The sequence below is a fragment of the Mycolicibacterium mageritense genome (assembly GCF_010727475.1).
Classification (GTDB): domain Bacteria; phylum Actinomycetota; class Actinomycetes; order Mycobacteriales; family Mycobacteriaceae; genus Mycobacterium; species Mycobacterium mageritense.
Genome location: NZ_AP022567.1, coordinates 7,806,104 through 7,822,203 on the forward strand (window position 1 = coordinate 7,806,104; position 16,100 = coordinate 7,822,203).

The following is a 16,100-nucleotide window of genomic DNA, read 5'->3' on the forward strand; positions in this document are numbered from 1 at the left end:
TCACACTCGGACCAACTCCCTGAGCTTCTCCAGCCGGGCCGGACCGATGCCGTCCACATCGCCGAGTTGATCGACGCTCGTGAACCGACCGTTCGCATCGCGCCACGCCACGATGGCCGCCGCGGTCACCGGCCCGACGCCGGGCAGCTCGTCGAGTTGTTCGACGGTGGCGGCGTTGAGATCCACCACGGCTGGTGTGCCGCCGGGCGTCGGCGCAGACGTCCCGGGCGCCCCTGACGACGGGGCCGTTCCGCTGACCGAGCTTCCCATGGTTGGCGGCGCTCCGGGCGGTGCGGCGATGCCCACCACGATCTGTTCACCGTCTGCCACGCGCCGGGCCATGTTCAGCCCGACGAGGTCGGCGCCGCCGAGCGCACCACCCGCGCCCGCGAGGGCGTCGGCGATGCGCGCCCCTGGCTGCAACGTCACCAGGCCGGGCTTGTGCACCAGGCCGACCACACTGACCACCACAGCCTCCGAACCGGCCTCCGGCGTCGGGCCGGCTGACGAAACCATCTGCACCGGCGGAAGATTCGCCGACGTCACCGGCGGCGGCCGATCGCGGATCAACGCGAAAGCGGCCACCAGAACGGCCAGCACCCCCACCACGGCAAGCGCCGTCACGCCGGCCCGGCCAGGGTCGGCCCGCACTGCCGCGAACCACCCGGAGGGTCCGTCGGTCACGTTGTCGGGCAGCCATTTCGACAGGGCGGCTTCCGGCGGATCGTCGGACTCGTCCTCGGCTTCGTCGTCAGTACCGAGTCGGCGGCGGACGCGTTGCGCCGGCAGTTCGGTTCGCATGCCCTGACGCTAGAAGCCGGCGCAGACGAATCGGCGCCGGCGACGCCCCCGCCGTCATCATCTGTGGATGAACGACATGTTGGGGATAACGTCGCCGGCGCCGATTCCCGCGCGCCCGCCGGACCGTCAGTCGGTCTTCTGCACCGGAGCCGCCGGCCGGGGGGCCATCCGCCGTTTGGCAACCAGGTAGATGACCGCCGCGACGATGCCGGAGACGAAGTAGCTCAGGTCCGCCCCGGCGAGGCTCGCCCCGACGGGGCCGGTGTAGAAGTCGTTGGCCATGAACGGCACCGATACGACCACACCGACGATCAACGCGCCGAGCCCCGCGAGGTTGTACCGCCCGAACGCGCCGTCGGGTGTGTAGAAGTTGTCGAACGGCAACGTGTTTCGCCCGGCCCGTTGCACAACGTAGTAGTCGACCAGCAGGACGGCGACCCATGGCGTGATGTAGTACGACAGTACGTGCAGGAACAGCAGGAAGTTCGCCTGGAACTGGTCGCCGCCGAACACCAGCGCGATCGCCAGTCCGATGACACCCGCGATGGTCACCGTGACCCACTGCGGCAGTTTGATGTCGCACGTCAACGTGTTCATCGCACCGCTGTAGAGGTTCACGGAGTTGTGCGGAATGGCGGACAGGCCCAGGGTGAGCAGTACGACGTACCGCAGCCAGTCGGGCAGCGCGATGCCGAACGCGTCGATCACGTCGCCGTCGGGCATGAGCGTGATGAGGCCGGCACCGAGGCACATCATCCACGTCGTCGAGGCGAACAGCCCGGCCGTGGCCGCCGCGAAGATCGATGAGGGCTTGCTGTTTTCAGGCAGGTAGCGCGAGTAGTCCGACGCGTACGGCGCCCAGCTCGCGGTGTACCCGAAAACGGCCGTGAACAGCACGGACCACGCCAGCCAATAGTCGACACCGGTCGCCGTGGCAGCCGTTCCCGGTCCGCCGCCGTGGAAGATCAGGACCACCGAGACGACGGTCAGCACGACGATGCTCACGTTCGTGATGATCTTGCCCATCGCGTGCAGGATCTTGTAGCCGAAGACACCGATGAGGATGCTCACTGCCGCGACCACCACGACCGTGGGTGCGTACGGGGCGTTGAAGAGGTCGGCCAGCGACTTGGCCCCCAGCACCGTGCCGACGCTGTAGTAGCCGATACACATCAACAGGGTGAGGAACGCAGGCAGGTAGTTCCCGACGTAGCCGAACGGCGCGCGCCCCATGGGCAACTGCGGCATGCCGAGTCGCGGGCCCATGACCGCGCACAACCCGGTCACGATCGACCCCAGGATGTTGGCGAGCACGATCGCGGTGACGCTACCGGTGAACCCCAGGCCGAGGGGACCGCCGCTGGCCCCGAGGTAGATACCCGCCAAGTAGATGACCGGGGCAAACCGGACCGTGAATTGGTTTCGTGGATTGCCGTAGCGCTGGCTCGTCGGAACATGTGCGATTCCACGGCGTTCGAGCACCAACGCGCTGCCCGATTCTTCCGAGGAGGGAGGTTGCCCGACGTTCGTGGGCGTCTGCGCACGGGTGCTGTCCTTCATGCGAGTTCCTCGTTTCCTGGACAGGACGGTTATGAGGTGCTTCACGCTAGGTTCGCATGCCACGGATGCACACATACCTAACAGCCAATCCTGACGGGGTCGCTTTGGCAGAAGATGCCAACCAGTATGGGCACGTCGATGCACCGCATCGCACGGCGGGAGCATAGCCCGCACCGATTCACGAAAAGTGCAGCAGCAGGCGGCAACTCGCGATCGCCCTGGAGTCCCGCTGACGGTGGACACGAAAGACACTGCGGCACAAATGATCCGAACACGTCCACCCGCCATCACAACCTCCACGTGGCGAAGGCCATCCCCCGCACCTCGGCCGGATCCGCTCCGATCGCGGCGCAGGCAACGTCGTAACAACCCCTTGACCCGGGGCGAGCAGGCGCCCTACGATCGATTATCGATAATTGATTGCGAAAGGGCGGTTCCCACATGGTCAACGTCAGAAACGTCCGAGGCGGGACAGGCCTGGACCCCATCAGCGCCGAGGTCGACGAGATTCTCGACTCGATCTTCGCCAATGCCAAACGCACCAGCGAGCAGTTCTTCGATTCGTTCGCGCTGAACCCCCAGCCCATCATCCTCGCCGAGTGGCTGGCCACCCGTGCTTGGCGCGAGATCGACTACGTGTTCTTGCTGAACGAGGAGATCCGCCGATACGGTTTGGGTTTCGAGCGCAAGCACATCACCCTGCTGGCGAAGCAGGCATTCCAGGAGGCCGAGCACTACGAGGCCGTCAGCCACGCCGTCGAGTCGCTGGGCGGCACAGCGCCGACGAGTGTCCCGCCGGATTCCCGGGTGTGGAGCGAATTCCTCTGGGATTGTCTCGACCGCCACCCGCTCGCGGCGGTGGCCGCGTGGAACGCGTCGGAAACCTCGGCCACCGGAAGTCTCGAGCCGACCTTTCTCGCCGGGGAACGCTACGGTTTCGACGAGGTCGTGCGGGTGCACCGAAAGATCGAGATCGACGAGAAGTTCCATGTGGGCCTGGGGCGCCAGATACTGTCGCGTTACGCGGAAACCGACGACGACCGCAACGAGATCCTGCGCGCGATGCGCGGCATGCGTGACATCGCGGCGAACATGTTCTCGCCGGAAGCGGCAACTCGACTGCTGACCTCCTAGAGGCCGCCGATGAGCATCGCGAGTGAACGCGATTGTGGTTTCCCCGTGCAGGTTTCAGCGTTGCGCCGGGAGGCCGAAGGAGTGCTGGGCATCGACCTGTGCGCGGTGGACGGGTCGTCGTTGCCACCGTGGACGCCGGGCGCGCACCTGGAGATCGAGCTCGCCGACGGAATCGTTCGCCACTACTCGCTGTGCGGCGGCCCGCAGCACGGAGAGCCGTGGCGGATCGCCGTGTTGCGCGAGCCCGCAAGCCGGGGCGGTTCGAAGCTGATCCACGAAAGTGTCTCCCCCGGTGACATTTTCACGGTCAGGGGGCCGCGCAACAACTTCGCGCTCGTGGATGCCCAGCGGTATCTGTTCGTCGCCGGGGGTATCGGCATAACCCCAATACTCCCGATGGTCCACGATGTCGCCGCACGCGCGAAGCCATGGACGCTCGTGTACGGCGGGCGAACGCTCACCTCGATGGCGTTCATCGGCGAGTTGAGCGAGATATCCGGCGGTGAGCTGCACATCATGCCCGAGGATGAATACGGCCTGCTGGATCTCGACCACTTCCTGGGCGCTCCGCGCACCGACACAGCCGTCTACTGCTGTGGGCCGGGGCCGCTGATCGATGCGGTCGAGCGCGCGTGCGACAGCTGGCCGGCTGGTGCGCTGCGGCTGGAGCGCTTCACGCCCAGGGCGGTGTCGAACAGCGTCACCGACGGCGAATTCGCCGTGGAACTGGCCCGATCGGGCACGCGCCTGCCCGTACCGGCCGACAAGACCCTTCTGGAAGTGCTCGAAGACGCCGGCTACGACATCGACAACTCGTGCCGCGCCGGGATCTGCGGGACGTGTGAGCTCCGGGTCACCCATGGCGTCCCGGAACACAACGACGACGTCCTGAGCGACGACGAACGTGAATCCAACCAGGTCATCTTGCCGTGTGTTTCTCGATCCAAGAGCCCGCTGCTGATCGTCGATCTGTAAACGGGCGGCCGATAGGCTCCGTCCGTGAGGTGACGAGTCCGTATCTTCAGACCATGCGTGCGCACCAGAACCCGGATCTTCACCAGACCCTGAGCCACCGGATCCGCGACACGCTCGTACGCCAGATCGTGGCCGGCGAGTTGGAACCCGGCGAGCGGCTGGTGGAGACCCGGGTCGCCGCGACGTTCGGCACCAGCCAAGCTCCGGTCCGGGAAGCGCTGCGGGAGCTGGAAACCTTCGGGCTCGTCGAGATCAAGCCGCGACGCGGCACGTTCGTGCGGTCGTTCATCCGCGAGACCCTGCGCGAGAGTTATGTCTTGCGGGCCGCGCTCGAAGAGACCGCAACCCGGCTGGTGCTGATGATCGGCAACGTACCGTTCGACGAACTCAGAGATGACGTCGAGCGGATGCAAAAGGCGGCCCGCGAGAACGACACCGAAGCGGTCGGAATGGAAAGCGTGATGTTCCACCGGCACATCATCGAGGCGGCCGGGAACGACCTCATCAAGCGCACCTGGGAGAACCTCCATATCGAGGCCCGGACGTCGGTGACGATCATGGCCCGCACACCGGATCTGCGCGCGATCGCCGATGATCATCAAGCACTCCTGGATTCCCTGAGCTCAGGAGACGTCGATGCCGCCTGCGCGCTGGCCAGGCAACATCAGTGGAACTACTCCGAACTCCCGGATGACACGTCGACGGACTGACCAGGGCTGCGCGGCCCGTCAGGCCAGGGCGGCCTGCTGCGCCGGACGTGTACCGAGGTGCGTGACCTGAATGCCGGCGTGAGTCTTGTTGCGGATGTTGATCCCGATCAGGACCGGAGTCAGGCCTTCCAGCAGACGGCTCATCTCCAGCGAACCCGCATCGACCACTCGCAGGCCGTCGATCCGTTCCAGCGCTGCGGCCACCAGTTCTTTCCCCCGGCGGTCGCCGCAGATGAGCGTGTCCTGGTCGAGGGGACGCGAAAGATCCCGCAGCGCCGCGGCACTGATGGTGTGCAGGCCCGCCACGAGCCCGATTCGATCGTCGATCGCCGAACGCGCCTGCTGGGCCGCGGAGCCGTGCCACGGTTCGACCAAGTGCGTGGGGCGCCCGCCGACGGCGGTCGCGAGCGGAACGGTGGTGTCCAGCAACACCTGACCGGCCCGCCAATGCTCGGCGACACTGCGGAGCGTCGCGACGTGGCTGGCAAACGGGACGGCGGCGATCACGAGCCGGTCTGCCTGCGTGACGGCTTCGCTGTTGAGGCATCCGACGAAGGTGCCGTGCTCGACGAGTTCGTCCGCCTGCGCCGCGGCACGGCGTGCGCGCTCGACATCCCGCGAACCCAGACACACCCGATATCCGGCCGCACCCAGCCGCACCGCGAGGCCGAACCCGAGGTTGCCCGTGCCGCCCAGGATCGACACCGTCTCGTTCACATCGCCCTCGGCAACAAGGGACTTCACGCTTCGTGTCACGGTGCTCCTCTTCGTCGGATCCGCCCGTCAGCCGACTGGCCCGGGTAGAGCAACCATATGAAGAGCAGCCAGAACAACCCATGGCTGTTTGTGCCAAAGAACATCGCGGTTGTTGTCGATCAACGCTAAGCTACCCGCCTATGAACACGCCCGACATGGCGGCTGCACATTCGAGCGAAACCCTCACTCTCCGCGAGCTACTCGATGACGAAGTGTTGTCCGGTGCCGAATTGATCGCGGGCAGTTCAGGTCTGGACCGGGCCATCAGTGCCGTCAACGTGATGACGGTTCCCGACATCGGCCGATGGGTCCGCCAGGACGAGTTCCTCCTGGCGACCGGGTATCCGTTGCCCCGCGACGACGAAGACCAGGCCAAGCTCCTCGTGGATCTGCACCAGCTCGGGCTGGCCGGTATCGGAATCAAACTCGATCGTTACATGCCCGAACTCGGCCAGCCGGTGATCGACGCCGCCGATCGACTCGGCCTGCCGCTGGTGGTCATCCCGGAGCGCATCCGTTTCGACGACATCCTCAGCAGGGCATTCGCGATCATCGTCAACCGGCAGGCGTCGGCGCTGGCAAAGGCTCAGGAGATACACCACTCCTTCCTGGCGATCACGCTGTCGGGCGGCGGCCTCAGCGAACTGGCCGGCAGCCTGTCCGGTCTGCTCGGCGACGCCAGTGTGGCGATCACCGATCCACAAGGGACCGTGCTGGCGCAGGCCGGCGACGAGGCTCCCCTGGTGGATCTGCATTTCATGAAGGCAGAGTCGGCCGACCTGCTGCGGTTGGGTTTGACCGGCCTGCACACCGACAAGCGCACCGGCAAGCGCTGGGCGTCTCGCGAGATCCGCGCGGGGCGCCTGCACCACGGATTCGTCGTCGCGGTCGAAGCCGAAAGACCGTTCGGCGAGTTCAGCCTGGTGGCCGTCGGCCAGGCCGCAATCGTTGCGGCGCTGGAGGTTACGCGCGACCTCGCGGTGGGCGCGGTCGAACGGCGATTCTCGTCCAACGCCCTGTTCGAGCTGATCTCGGGCAGCGAATCCGAGTCGGGCGAATACGCATCGCTGGGTTCAGGTTTCGGCTGGGATCTCGAACGAGACATCGCGGTCCTGGTCGGCCGCAGAGAAGGCACGCCCGACGAAGCCCATTCGACCAGGCGCCGGTCCCGGCTGGCCGACGACCGCGCGATCGAGTTCTGGGCGTCGGCCGTACGCAGTCAGGACCGCTTGGCAGCCGCGGCCGGGCTCGGTTCCGAGTTGGTGGCAGTCATCGGTGCCGACCAGGACGTGCTCGCCGTGGCCCACGCCGTGCAGGACGAAGTCGCGCATTTCACCAACGGCCAGTACGCAATCGGCGTCAGCCGCAGCTATCCGGGCCCGGCCGGTGTCTCGATCGCCTACCAGGAGGCCCGGACCGCGCTGCGCCTCGGGTCGCGGGTCTCGGGGCTCGGCGCGGTGACGGCATACGGCGAGCTGGGCCTGTTCCGGTTGCTGGCGCAGGTCAGCGACGAAGACCTGCGCGCGTTCGCCGACGAGAAACTCGGCCCCGTCCTCCGCATGAGCGAACCCGAACGATCCGAGATGTTCCAGACGCTGGAGACACTCATCGAGCACAACATGAACATGGCTGAGGCGGCACGACATCTGCACTACCACTACAACACCCTGCGCTACCGTCTGGCGAAACTCGAACGCCTCCTCGGCCCGTTCAGCACCAGCACCCCGGTGGCCATCCAGATCGGTGTGGCGTTGCAGATCAACGAGATGCAGAAGATTCTCGCGACTCGGCCGACATGACGGCGGGCACGTGTGGACTTTCGTGGATGGGCCCCGCGGTGTCCGTGAGGTGCCGTCCGCTGCCTCCCCACCGGCGCGCGACGATCTCCGCCGCGATCGAGATCGCCGTCTCTTCCGGGGTCCGCGCGCCCAGGTCGAGGCCGATGGGACTGCACAGTCTGGCCAGCTCGGCCTCTGACAATCCCTTCTCCCGCAAGCGCTTCGAACGGTCGTCATGCGTGCGACGCGAACCCATGGCGCCGACATAGGCGAGGTGCGGGATCCGCAACGCCACCTCGAGCAGCGGCACGTCGAACTTCGGATCGTGTGTCAAGACCGCGACGACCGTACGCGCATCGATCCGGCCCGCGGCGTTCTCACCGGCGAGGTAGCGGTGCGGCCAGTCCACCACCACGGCGTCGGCGTCGGGAAATCGACTGCGCGTGGCGAACACCGGACGCGCGTCACATACCGTGACGTGATAACCCAGGAAGGTGCCTGCGCGTGCAAGGGCCGCGGCGAAGTCGATCGCGCCGAACACCAGCATCCGCGGCTTGGGCGCGAACACGCTGACGAAGACCCGCATTCCGGCACCGCGGCGTTCTCCGTCGGGACCGTACGTCAGCGTCGCACTGTGGCCCGCGGCCAGCAGGCCCAGAGCATCGTCGCGAACCGCCTCGTCGGCCCGGGCCGAGCCGACAGTGCTGTCCACCCGCGCCGTTTCGTCCGGGCGAATCACGAGCCGCCGCCCGACCCAGGAGCGATTGGGATGTGCGACGACCGTGGCGACCGCGACCGGGCGCCCGGCCTCGACGTCGTCGGCGATCCCGCCCAGTTCCGGGAAGCTCTGGCGATCCACCTTCTCGACGTAGACGTCGAGGATCCCGCCGCACGTGAGTCCCACCGCGAACGCGTCGTCGTCAGACACCCCGTAGCGCTGCAGGATCGGCCGGCCCGATGCGGCCACGGCCTGTGCCAGGTCGTACACCGCACCTTCGACACACCCGCCCGACACCGAGCCGTAGGCACACCCGTCGGAACCGACCATCATCGCCGCGCCCGGCGGGCGCGGCGCGGACCGGAACGTCGCGACCACGGTGCCGAGACCGACGCTCTCGCCGGCGCGCCAGCGTTTGGTCAGCTCCCCCAACAACTCCCGCACGGCTGTGTCAGTTCGGGCGCACGCGGGTGCTCAGCCGCTCCAGGAAATCGGCGAGGCGTTCCCGCGTCACCGCCCAGATCAATGGCAGCACCTTGATTTCGCCGCCCCCGCGCGTCGCGGTGGGCTCCGACCGCGGTGCGGCCACCGACGTCAGCGTGGCCGTCGCGGCCTGGCGTGCGCCGTCGGCGGCAGGCGCGGGCCGGCCCCGCCCTTCGATGCGGCTGCCCAACTCGCCGGCGAAGTCGACGAACATCTGGTTGGACACGTCCCGAATGCCACGGCCCAGCGAGGCGATTCGGCCTGTGAGGTCGATGTCGGAGACCACGTCGATACGGCTGCCCGCATCGGCGGGCTCGACCTGCAATGCGACGTGCGCCACGACCGAACCGGAACCGCGCTTGTCGCGCCCGCTCGCGTCGAGCACGATCCGCCGCGCTGCCGCGTCCCGCTCGACCACCGACGCACGTCCCGCGTAGTTCATCTTCAGCGGCCCGATCGCCACGCGCAGCACGCCCTCGTAGCGGTCGTCACCCAACTCGTCGACGAGTTCAGCGCCGGGCATGCATTCCACCACCGCCGGGGTGTCCTGAAGGAACGCCCACACGTCGTCGGGGGCGGCACCGACCTCGGTCCGATGCTGTAATTTCATGCGCTGTCTCCCCTTTCGAGTTCACGCTGGTCGAGCAGGGCCAGCACCCGCTCGGCGGTGATGGGTAGCTGGGTGGGCCTGACACCGATCGCGGCCTCGACTGCGCTGGCGATGGTGGCCGCGGGCGGGCCGATCGGTGGTTCACCGATGCCGCGGGCGTTGAGCGGTCCACGGCCCTCACCACTTTCGACGATGGCGACGCGGATGTCGGGCAGGTCCATCGCCGTCGGGATGAGGTAGTCGGCGAACAGCGACGACAGCGGATGGCCGGCGTCGGTGACGCAGTCCTCGGTGAGCGCGTAGCCGATGCCCTGCGCGGCACCGCCGATGATCTGGCCGTGCACCCGGGTGGGATTGATCGCTCGGCCCACGTCGTGGCACGCCGCGTACTTGAGCAACCGCACGTCACCGGTCTCCAGATCGACCTCGACCTCGGCGGCATGCGTGCCGAACGTGTAGTCGGGATAGGTGTGTCCCTGGCCCTTCTGCGGGTCGAAGCCACCGGACCGGGCCCGCCAGGTGTTCAGCACCGCGGTGTCGACGCGGGCTTCGTTGGCCGCGCGCACCAGTTCGGGCAGGCTCAGCCCGGTGGTTCCGTCCTCGGTGCGGACCATGCCGTCGACCCACACCAGCGCGTCTTCGGGAACTCCGAGTTCCTTTGCGGCGACGGGGGTGAGCTGGTCGCGCAGCTTGCGCGCGGCTCGCAGGATCGCGTTGCCCGACATGTACAGCTGACGCGTGGCATAGGTGCCACCGGCAGGCGGGGTCAGCGCGGTGTCCCCGATGTAGACACTGATGTCCGAAAGCGCGACACCGAGGATTTCCGAGGCGATCTGACACAGGCTCGCGGCCTGGCCGGCCCCGAGGTCCGTGACCCCGCTGCGGATCAGCAACGTGCCGTCGGCCTGCAGCGTCACCCACGCCGCGGCGTGGTCACGGAACCAGATGGACCGGCCGTATGGCTGCATGCCGCACGCGAAGCCCCGCCCGACAACCCGGTTGGGCCCGCTCGGTTGGCTTGGCTCGCCGAGCATTTCGAGCGCGGCATCCCGCGTCTCGCGCACGGCGACGGCAGTCGTGATCGGTTCCCCGCCGGCCAGCAGGTCACCTTTCTCGATGTAGTTGCGGTCGCGCACCTCCTCGCGGCTCAACCCGAGTTCGGCCGCGAGCGCATCCATCTGGGATTCATAACCGAGGGTCACCTGCATGGCTCCGAACCCGCGGAAGGCACTCGTGGGCACGTTGTTGGTGAACACGGCCCGCGACCGGATGCGGACCGCCGGAACCTTGTACGGGCCTGGCGACAGGGCCGCGCCGGCGAACAGCACCCGGGCACTCAGGCACGGATAGGCGCCCGCGTCGCCGACGATGTCGGCGTCGACCGCGAGGATCTTTCCGTCCTTGGTGGCCGCGGTGCGGTAGTGCATGGTGAACGGGTGGCGTTTGGTGCTCGCCAGGATCGATTCCTGTCGCGACCAGATCATCCGCACGGGCCTGCGGGTCCGCCAGACCAGCAGCGCGATGTAGGGCTCGACGGTCATGTCCTCTTTGCCGCCGAAGCCGCCACCCATGTAGGACGCGATCACGCGCACCTGGCTCTGCGGTAGCCCGAGGATCGTCGCGATCTCGACCGCATGCTCGATGACCTGTGTCGAGATCCGCAGTGTGACAACGTCGTTCTCGATCCACCCCACACCCGCCTCGGTTTCGAGGTAGGCGTGCTCGACATGCTGGCTGCGGTAGGTGTGGTCGACGACGACATCGGCGGCGGCGAACGCGGCATCGACGTCGCCACGGTCGAGGTGCCAGTTGACCAGGACATTGCCTTCGTCGTGCACGAGCGGCGCACCGTCGGCCAAGGCGTCCTCGGGGCGGTAGACGCCGGGCAGCGGTTCGTATTCGACCTCGACGAGGTCGACCGCCTCGGCCGCGGTCTCCGGATCTGTCGCGGCGACCACCGCGACCGGCTCGCCGACGTACCGCACGCGGTCGCGGGCCAGCACAGGCTGTTCGACGGTCAGTTCGCCGAGCCCGCCGCTGGCGTGCTCGACGATCGCGTTGTGCGGGACGTCCGCGGCGGTCAGCACGGCCACCACACCTTCGAGCCGCTCGGCGGCCGACGTGTCGATCCGGACGATGCGTGCGGGTGCGACGTCGGACCGGACGACCTTGCCGTGGATCATGCCCGGCAGGTTCCAGTCCGCGGCGTACAGCAGGGTGCCACGCACCTTGTTGACGAAGTCGTGGTGGGCGGGCGACTGCCCGACCACCCGGAAGTCGCGTTCGCGCGGCTCGGGGCCCGAGTCCGCGTCCGGATCGAATTCTGCCGGGGCGCTGGGTGGTTCGGTCGTATCGGGAGTGGTTCCCGGTTCGACGGTGGTCACTGGGCACCTCCCCTCTCTACTGCCGGTGTGTGCAGATAGTCTTCGACCGCATCGACGATGGCCTGATAACCCGTGCAGCGGCACAGGTTCCCGACCAACTCATGGCGGATCTCTTCGCGCGATGCGTCCGGATTGCGTTCGGCGAGCGTGGCCGCGGTCAACAGCATTCCCGGTGTGCAGAAGCCGCACTGGGACGCGCCGCGCTCCAGGAAGCACTTCTGCAGGGGATGCGGCTCATCCTGCGGATCCGACCAGCCGCGCAGGGTCACGATGTCGTGGCCCTCCGCCTGAACCGCGTACACGCAGCATGCGCTCACGGGGTCGCCGTCCATCAGGACCGTGCAGGTGCCGCAGACACCTTCGGCGCAGCCGTACCGCACGTCAGGCATACCGAGGTCGTCGTGCAGGACGTCGAGCAGCGTGCGGTCGTTGCGCACCCACACCTCGTGATCGCGGTCGTTCACGCGGAGCACCACCTGGGTTCGGATCATGCTGTGCGGCCCTCCTCTGCGAGTACCTGTTCCAAGAGCCTGCGGGTGTGCACCGCGACGAGCCGGCGCCGGTAGTCGGCCGTGGCATGCAGATCCGTGTCCGGGTCGAGCGATGCCGCGATCGCGTCGGCACTCTCGCGGGCCCGGTCCGGGTTGCCGGGGTCCGACAGCGCCGGTGCGAGGTATTCCGGGTCGACCAGCAACGGCCGGACCGCGACGCCGCCGAGCACCACGCGAACGTCGGTGGCGGCGCGTGCCATGACCGTGACGCTGACGGTCGCGAAATCGGAGTACCGGCGGACGACTTCGTGAAATCCCCAGCGACCGTCGGCGCCGACCGGAATGCGCCCGCCGACGATCACCTCGTTCGGTTCCATCGCGGTGGTCAGGTAGGTGATGAAGAACTCGTCGGCGGGGACGGTGCGGGTGCCGCTCGGCCCCTGCACGATGATCTCGCCGCCCATGGCCATCGTGACGGCGGCGATCTCCCCGGTCGGGTCCGCGTGGGCAAGTGTGCCACCGAAGGTGCCGCGGTTGCGGACGCGCACGTTGCCCACGAATCGCACGGCGTGCGACAACAGCGGCGCGTGCGTGCGCACCACATCGGACGTGGTCAGCACCCGATGACGGGTGTTGGCGTCGATGACGATGTGATTACCGTCGAGCCGGGGCGCGGCGGCCGGGATGGGATTGACGTCGATGAGTGCACCGGGCGCCGCCAGGCGCAGGTTGAGCATGGGGATCAGGCTTTGCCCACCTGCGAGGATCTTGGCCTCGTCGTCCCACAGTTCGAGTAGTTCGATTGCGTCGGACCATGATTCGGCGCGCTGATATTCGAAGCAGCTGGCCGCGGTGCGCCCGGCCTGCGTTGTCTCCTGCACCGTCATGCCTGTGTCTCCTCACCGTCGACGAGGTGGCGCAGCAACGCCAGTTCGGCGTCGTCCACGGGCGGCAGCTCGTCGAGCTGATCGTGCACCAGCAGCTCGAATCCCGTTGCGGCCCTGACCTGGTCGAGCGTGACACCGGCCTGCAGCGCGCGCACGCGCATCCGGCGGGAATCGGGCGCGAAGTCGAGCAGCGCAAGGTCGGTGACCACCCACCGGGGCCCACCGTAGAGCAGTCCGCTGTCCCGCCGCGAGGTCGTGCCGGTCAAGAAACCGGGGCTGGTGATGAAGTCGACGCGCTCGACGAAGCGGCGCGGCTCGTGCGGCGTGACCACCACGACCTCATTGCACATCGAGGCGATGTCGTTGGCCCCGCCCGGACCGGGCAGCCGGACAGCCGGTTTCGCCGGATCGCCGACGACGCTCGTGTTGACGTTGCCGTACTGATCGACCTGCGCGACACCGATGAAGCCGTAGTCGAAGAAACCACGCTGGGCCATCAGGAAGATGTCGGTCGCGGTGGTCAGCATCTGGGCACCGATCGCGGCGCGGACCTCGTTGGTGGACGCGGGCAGTTCACCGGCCTGCAGTTCGATGCCGATCATGCCGCCCTCGAGCAGCACCGTCAGGTTGGGGGCCTGGCGCCGCTTGGCGATCGCCGCCGCAACCAGCGGCTGGCCGATCCCGGCGAAGAGCACCTTGCCGTCTTCGAGCAACCGGCTGGCCGCGATGGTCATGATCTCGTCGGGCCTTGCGTCGGGATGTTGGACGGGACGCGCCCGGGTCAGGGATTCGGTCATCTCGGCAGCATCTCCTCGGCGGTGCGTCGTGCGGCCGCGAGTCGATCGGGATCGATCGAGGCCAGATACGCGTCGTGGTCGGCGTGGGCGGTCAGTGCCGCGACGTAGGACCGGGCACCTTCGATGCCGCCCTTCTTCACAGCTTGCATATACGCGGTGAATTCGTCGAGGTCGGCCTCGTAGTGCCCGTAGCACTCGTGCGGGTAGGCACCCATGGGCTGATGCACGACCGCGTCGACGGCAAATCCCGGAATCGCGGTGCGGGCCGGGTCGGACCGGAATTCGTCGGTGGTGACGATCTCCTCCGCTGAGATGATGACCCGGCGTGCGGCCAGGGCCAGATCGGCGTCCATCAGTTGATAGCCGTCGATCTGGGCGTTGCCCGCGGCGTCGGCGCGCTGGACGTGGATCAGCGCCACGTCGGGGTTCAGGCTCGGGACCGCATTGAGGAGCTGCCCGGTGTAGGGGCACGTGACCTTCGCCAGGCCCAGCTGGATGTCGATGTCGGAGCCCAGCATGCTGAGCGTGGGCAGGTAGGGCACGCCCATGGCTCCGGCCTTGTAGCGCAACCCGATACCGAGATGACTCCACTCCTCGAAGACGGGGTTGCCGTGCTCGACCAGATGCCGCACGACCGGCGCGAGGCCCCAACCGTGGCCGATCCCGACCCAGCTGGTCATGATGCGTTCGGCGGTGCCGGTGGCCAGCATGAGTTCGGCTTCGAAACACGACAGCGGCCGCGTCATGGTCAGCCCGGTGCGGCCCTGCCGCAGCAACTCGATGAGCAGCGCCATGGGGGTGCGCGCGTGATTGGTGCCCCCCACGCCGATCACCGCGCCCTCGGGAACCAGCCGGCGTACGGCCTCGGCTGCCGTGGTGATCTTGTCATCGCTTGTGCGCGTGCGCCCTTCGAGTTCGAGACGCGCTTCGGTGACGCCCGGGGTCATCAGCCGGCCACTCATGCGGCACCCACCAGGCTGCCCAGCAACGGACGCACTTCTGCGGCGAACCGCTCCACCTGCTCCGGGTCGTACGCGTGCGGTACGAGGCAGATCTCCTGGACACCCGCGTCGAGGTGGGCCGCGATCTGTTCGGCACAGTCCTCGGGCGTGCCGCAGATCGCGCTGTCGGGTGTCGCGTTGCTCCACTCCGGGGTGTCGAAGTAGGAAGCCAGCCACGGACCGGTGAGGGCCTGCGCCTGTTCCTTCGAGGAGCCGATGCAGATCGGCAGCTGGTTGAGCGAATGCAGCTGGGCCGGGTCGCGGCCCGCCTCCTCGGCGAACCGCGTGATCTTGGCCCACGATTCGGTGAACGCCTCCGGCGTGTAGAAGTACGTGAGCCAACCGTCGCCGAGCGTGGCAACGCGCTTCAGCACGCGGTCGACGTATCCGCCGATCAGCACCTGCGGCCTCGGCCGGGGCAGCGGCAACATCTTGACCCGGCGGAACGCCAGGTCGTCCCACGTCTGGGTCACCTCGTCCTGTGTCCAGAGGTTCATGCAGATCTCGAGGTTGCGCTCGAAGATCTTCCCGCGGGTCTTGAAAGGTGTTCCCGTGGCGTCGAATTCGCGTTCGTACCAGCCGGCTGCGACACCGAGGCGCAAGCGTCCGTTGGAGATCTCCTGGATGGTGGCCGCGGTCTTGGCCAACAACGCCGGATCACGAATCGGCAGGACCAGCACACCGGTGCCGAGTGTGATGGTGCTGGTGTGGCTGGCCAGCACCGCGAGTGTGGTGAGGGCCTCGAGTTGCGGGAACGGCTGGCGGCTGCCGAGGAACAGGTGATCCCACGCCCAGAGCGAGGTGAACCCGAGCTGTTCGGCGCGCCTGGCCGTGGTGAGCAACTCGTCGATCCGGGGTGTCTTCTGAGCCGAGGTGAAGTTCTCCACGGCCAACCCGAAGGTCGCGGGCATCGCGCCGTCCTCTCTGTTGCGGATGAGGGCTGTGTGGCGTCACGCTATGCCAATCCACAGCGCCGCTCCATGGCATCGCTAGCCAACCCGGCTGTTCATGTTTG

General features: G+C 67.5%; 15 protein-coding genes. 4 read left to right on the forward strand and 11 right to left on the reverse strand.

Going from position 1 to position 16,100, the window contains the following annotated elements:
- Both G6N67_RS37720 and G6N67_RS37725 read right to left on the reverse strand, forming a co-directional pair.
- Window positions 1-801, reverse strand: coding sequence for a ComEA family DNA-binding protein (locus G6N67_RS37720; RefSeq protein ID WP_036442688.1), 801 nt, complete (start codon window positions 799-801; stop codon window positions 1-3).
- A 126-nt stretch (window positions 802-927) separates the two neighbouring features.
- Window positions 928-2,361, reverse strand: coding sequence for a purine-cytosine permease family protein (locus tag G6N67_RS37725; protein ID WP_036442685.1), 1,434 nt, complete (start codon window positions 2,359-2,361; stop codon window positions 928-930).
- A gap of 441 nt (window positions 2,362-2,802) precedes the next feature.
- Between G6N67_RS37725 and G6N67_RS37730 the strand changes: the two genes are divergently transcribed.
- The 3 genes from G6N67_RS37730 to G6N67_RS37740 are packed head-to-tail and all read left to right on the forward strand — an operon-like array spanning window position 2,803 to window position 5,180.
- Window positions 2,803-3,495: a hypothetical protein gene (locus G6N67_RS37730; RefSeq protein WP_036442683.1), complete on the forward strand. Its 693-nt coding sequence runs from the start codon at window positions 2,803-2,805 to the stop codon at window positions 3,493-3,495.
- A 9-nt stretch (window positions 3,496-3,504) separates the two neighbouring features.
- A complete protein-coding gene (locus G6N67_RS37735) occupies window positions 3,505-4,470 on the forward strand; it encodes a PDR/VanB family oxidoreductase (protein ID WP_081812869.1) in 966 nt (321 codons plus the stop codon).
- 53 nt (window positions 4,471-4,523) lie between these two features.
- On the forward strand, window positions 4,524-5,180 hold the full coding sequence (locus G6N67_RS37740; protein WP_036442681.1) for a GntR family transcriptional regulator: 657 nt from the start codon (window positions 4,524-4,526) through the stop codon (window positions 5,178-5,180).
- Between the two features lie 18 nt (window positions 5,181-5,198).
- Here the strand turns inward: G6N67_RS37740 and npdG are convergent, their stop codons facing one another.
- Window positions 5,199-5,936: an NADPH-dependent F420 reductase gene (gene npdG, locus G6N67_RS37745; RefSeq protein WP_081812868.1), complete on the reverse strand. Its 738-nt coding sequence runs from the start codon at window positions 5,934-5,936 to the stop codon at window positions 5,199-5,201.
- A 140-nt stretch (window positions 5,937-6,076) separates the two neighbouring features.
- Between npdG and G6N67_RS37750 the strand changes: the two genes are divergently transcribed.
- On the forward strand, window positions 6,077-7,735 hold the full coding sequence (locus tag G6N67_RS37750; protein ID WP_051579310.1) for a PucR family transcriptional regulator: 1,659 nt from the start codon (window positions 6,077-6,079) through the stop codon (window positions 7,733-7,735).
- Here the strand turns inward: G6N67_RS37750 and G6N67_RS37755 are convergent.
- From G6N67_RS37755 to G6N67_RS37790, 8 genes are read right to left on the reverse strand one after another with little or no spacing between them, the layout of a single operon-like run.
- Entirely contained in the window at window positions 7,695-8,876 is a 1,182-nt protein-coding gene (locus tag G6N67_RS37755) for an XdhC family protein (RefSeq protein WP_036442680.1), read from the reverse strand. The genes G6N67_RS37750 and G6N67_RS37755 overlap by 41 nt on opposite strands.
- Before the next feature lie 7 nt (window positions 8,877-8,883).
- The gene (locus tag G6N67_RS37760) at window positions 8,884-9,525 is read right to left on the reverse strand and encodes an SRPBCC family protein (protein WP_051579309.1); all 642 of its coding nucleotides are present in this window, start codon (window positions 9,523-9,525) and stop codon (window positions 8,884-8,886) included.
- Window positions 9,522-11,909, reverse strand: a complete 2,388-nt coding sequence (locus tag G6N67_RS37765; protein ID WP_081812866.1) for a xanthine dehydrogenase family protein molybdopterin-binding subunit — start codon at window positions 11,907-11,909, stop codon at window positions 9,522-9,524. The genes G6N67_RS37760 and G6N67_RS37765 overlap by 4 nt, the downstream gene beginning before the upstream one ends.
- Complete coding sequence (locus G6N67_RS37770; protein WP_036442678.1) at window positions 11,906-12,400, reverse strand: (2Fe-2S)-binding protein; 495 nt, start codon at window positions 12,398-12,400, stop codon at window positions 11,906-11,908. Before G6N67_RS37770 ends, G6N67_RS37765 begins: the two co-directional genes overlap by 4 nt.
- The gene (locus G6N67_RS37775; protein WP_051579308.1) at window positions 12,397-13,287 is read right to left on the reverse strand and encodes an FAD binding domain-containing protein; all 891 of its coding nucleotides are present in this window, start codon (window positions 13,285-13,287) and stop codon (window positions 12,397-12,399) included. The genes G6N67_RS37770 and G6N67_RS37775 overlap by 4 nt, the downstream gene beginning before the upstream one ends.
- Entirely contained in the window at window positions 13,284-14,084 is an 801-nt protein-coding gene (locus G6N67_RS37780; RefSeq protein ID WP_051579307.1) for a CoA-transferase subunit beta, read from the reverse strand. Before G6N67_RS37780 ends, G6N67_RS37775 begins: the two co-directional genes overlap by 4 nt.
- The gene (locus G6N67_RS37785; protein WP_197747946.1) at window positions 14,081-15,046 is read right to left on the reverse strand and encodes a CoA transferase subunit A; all 966 of its coding nucleotides are present in this window, start codon (window positions 15,044-15,046) and stop codon (window positions 14,081-14,083) included. Before G6N67_RS37785 ends, G6N67_RS37780 begins: the two co-directional genes overlap by 4 nt.
- Entirely contained in the window at window positions 15,043-15,996 is a 954-nt protein-coding gene (locus G6N67_RS37790) for an LLM class flavin-dependent oxidoreductase (RefSeq protein WP_036442676.1), read from the reverse strand. Before G6N67_RS37790 ends, G6N67_RS37785 begins: the two co-directional genes overlap by 4 nt.
- Between the last annotated feature and the right edge of the window lie 104 nt (window positions 15,997-16,100).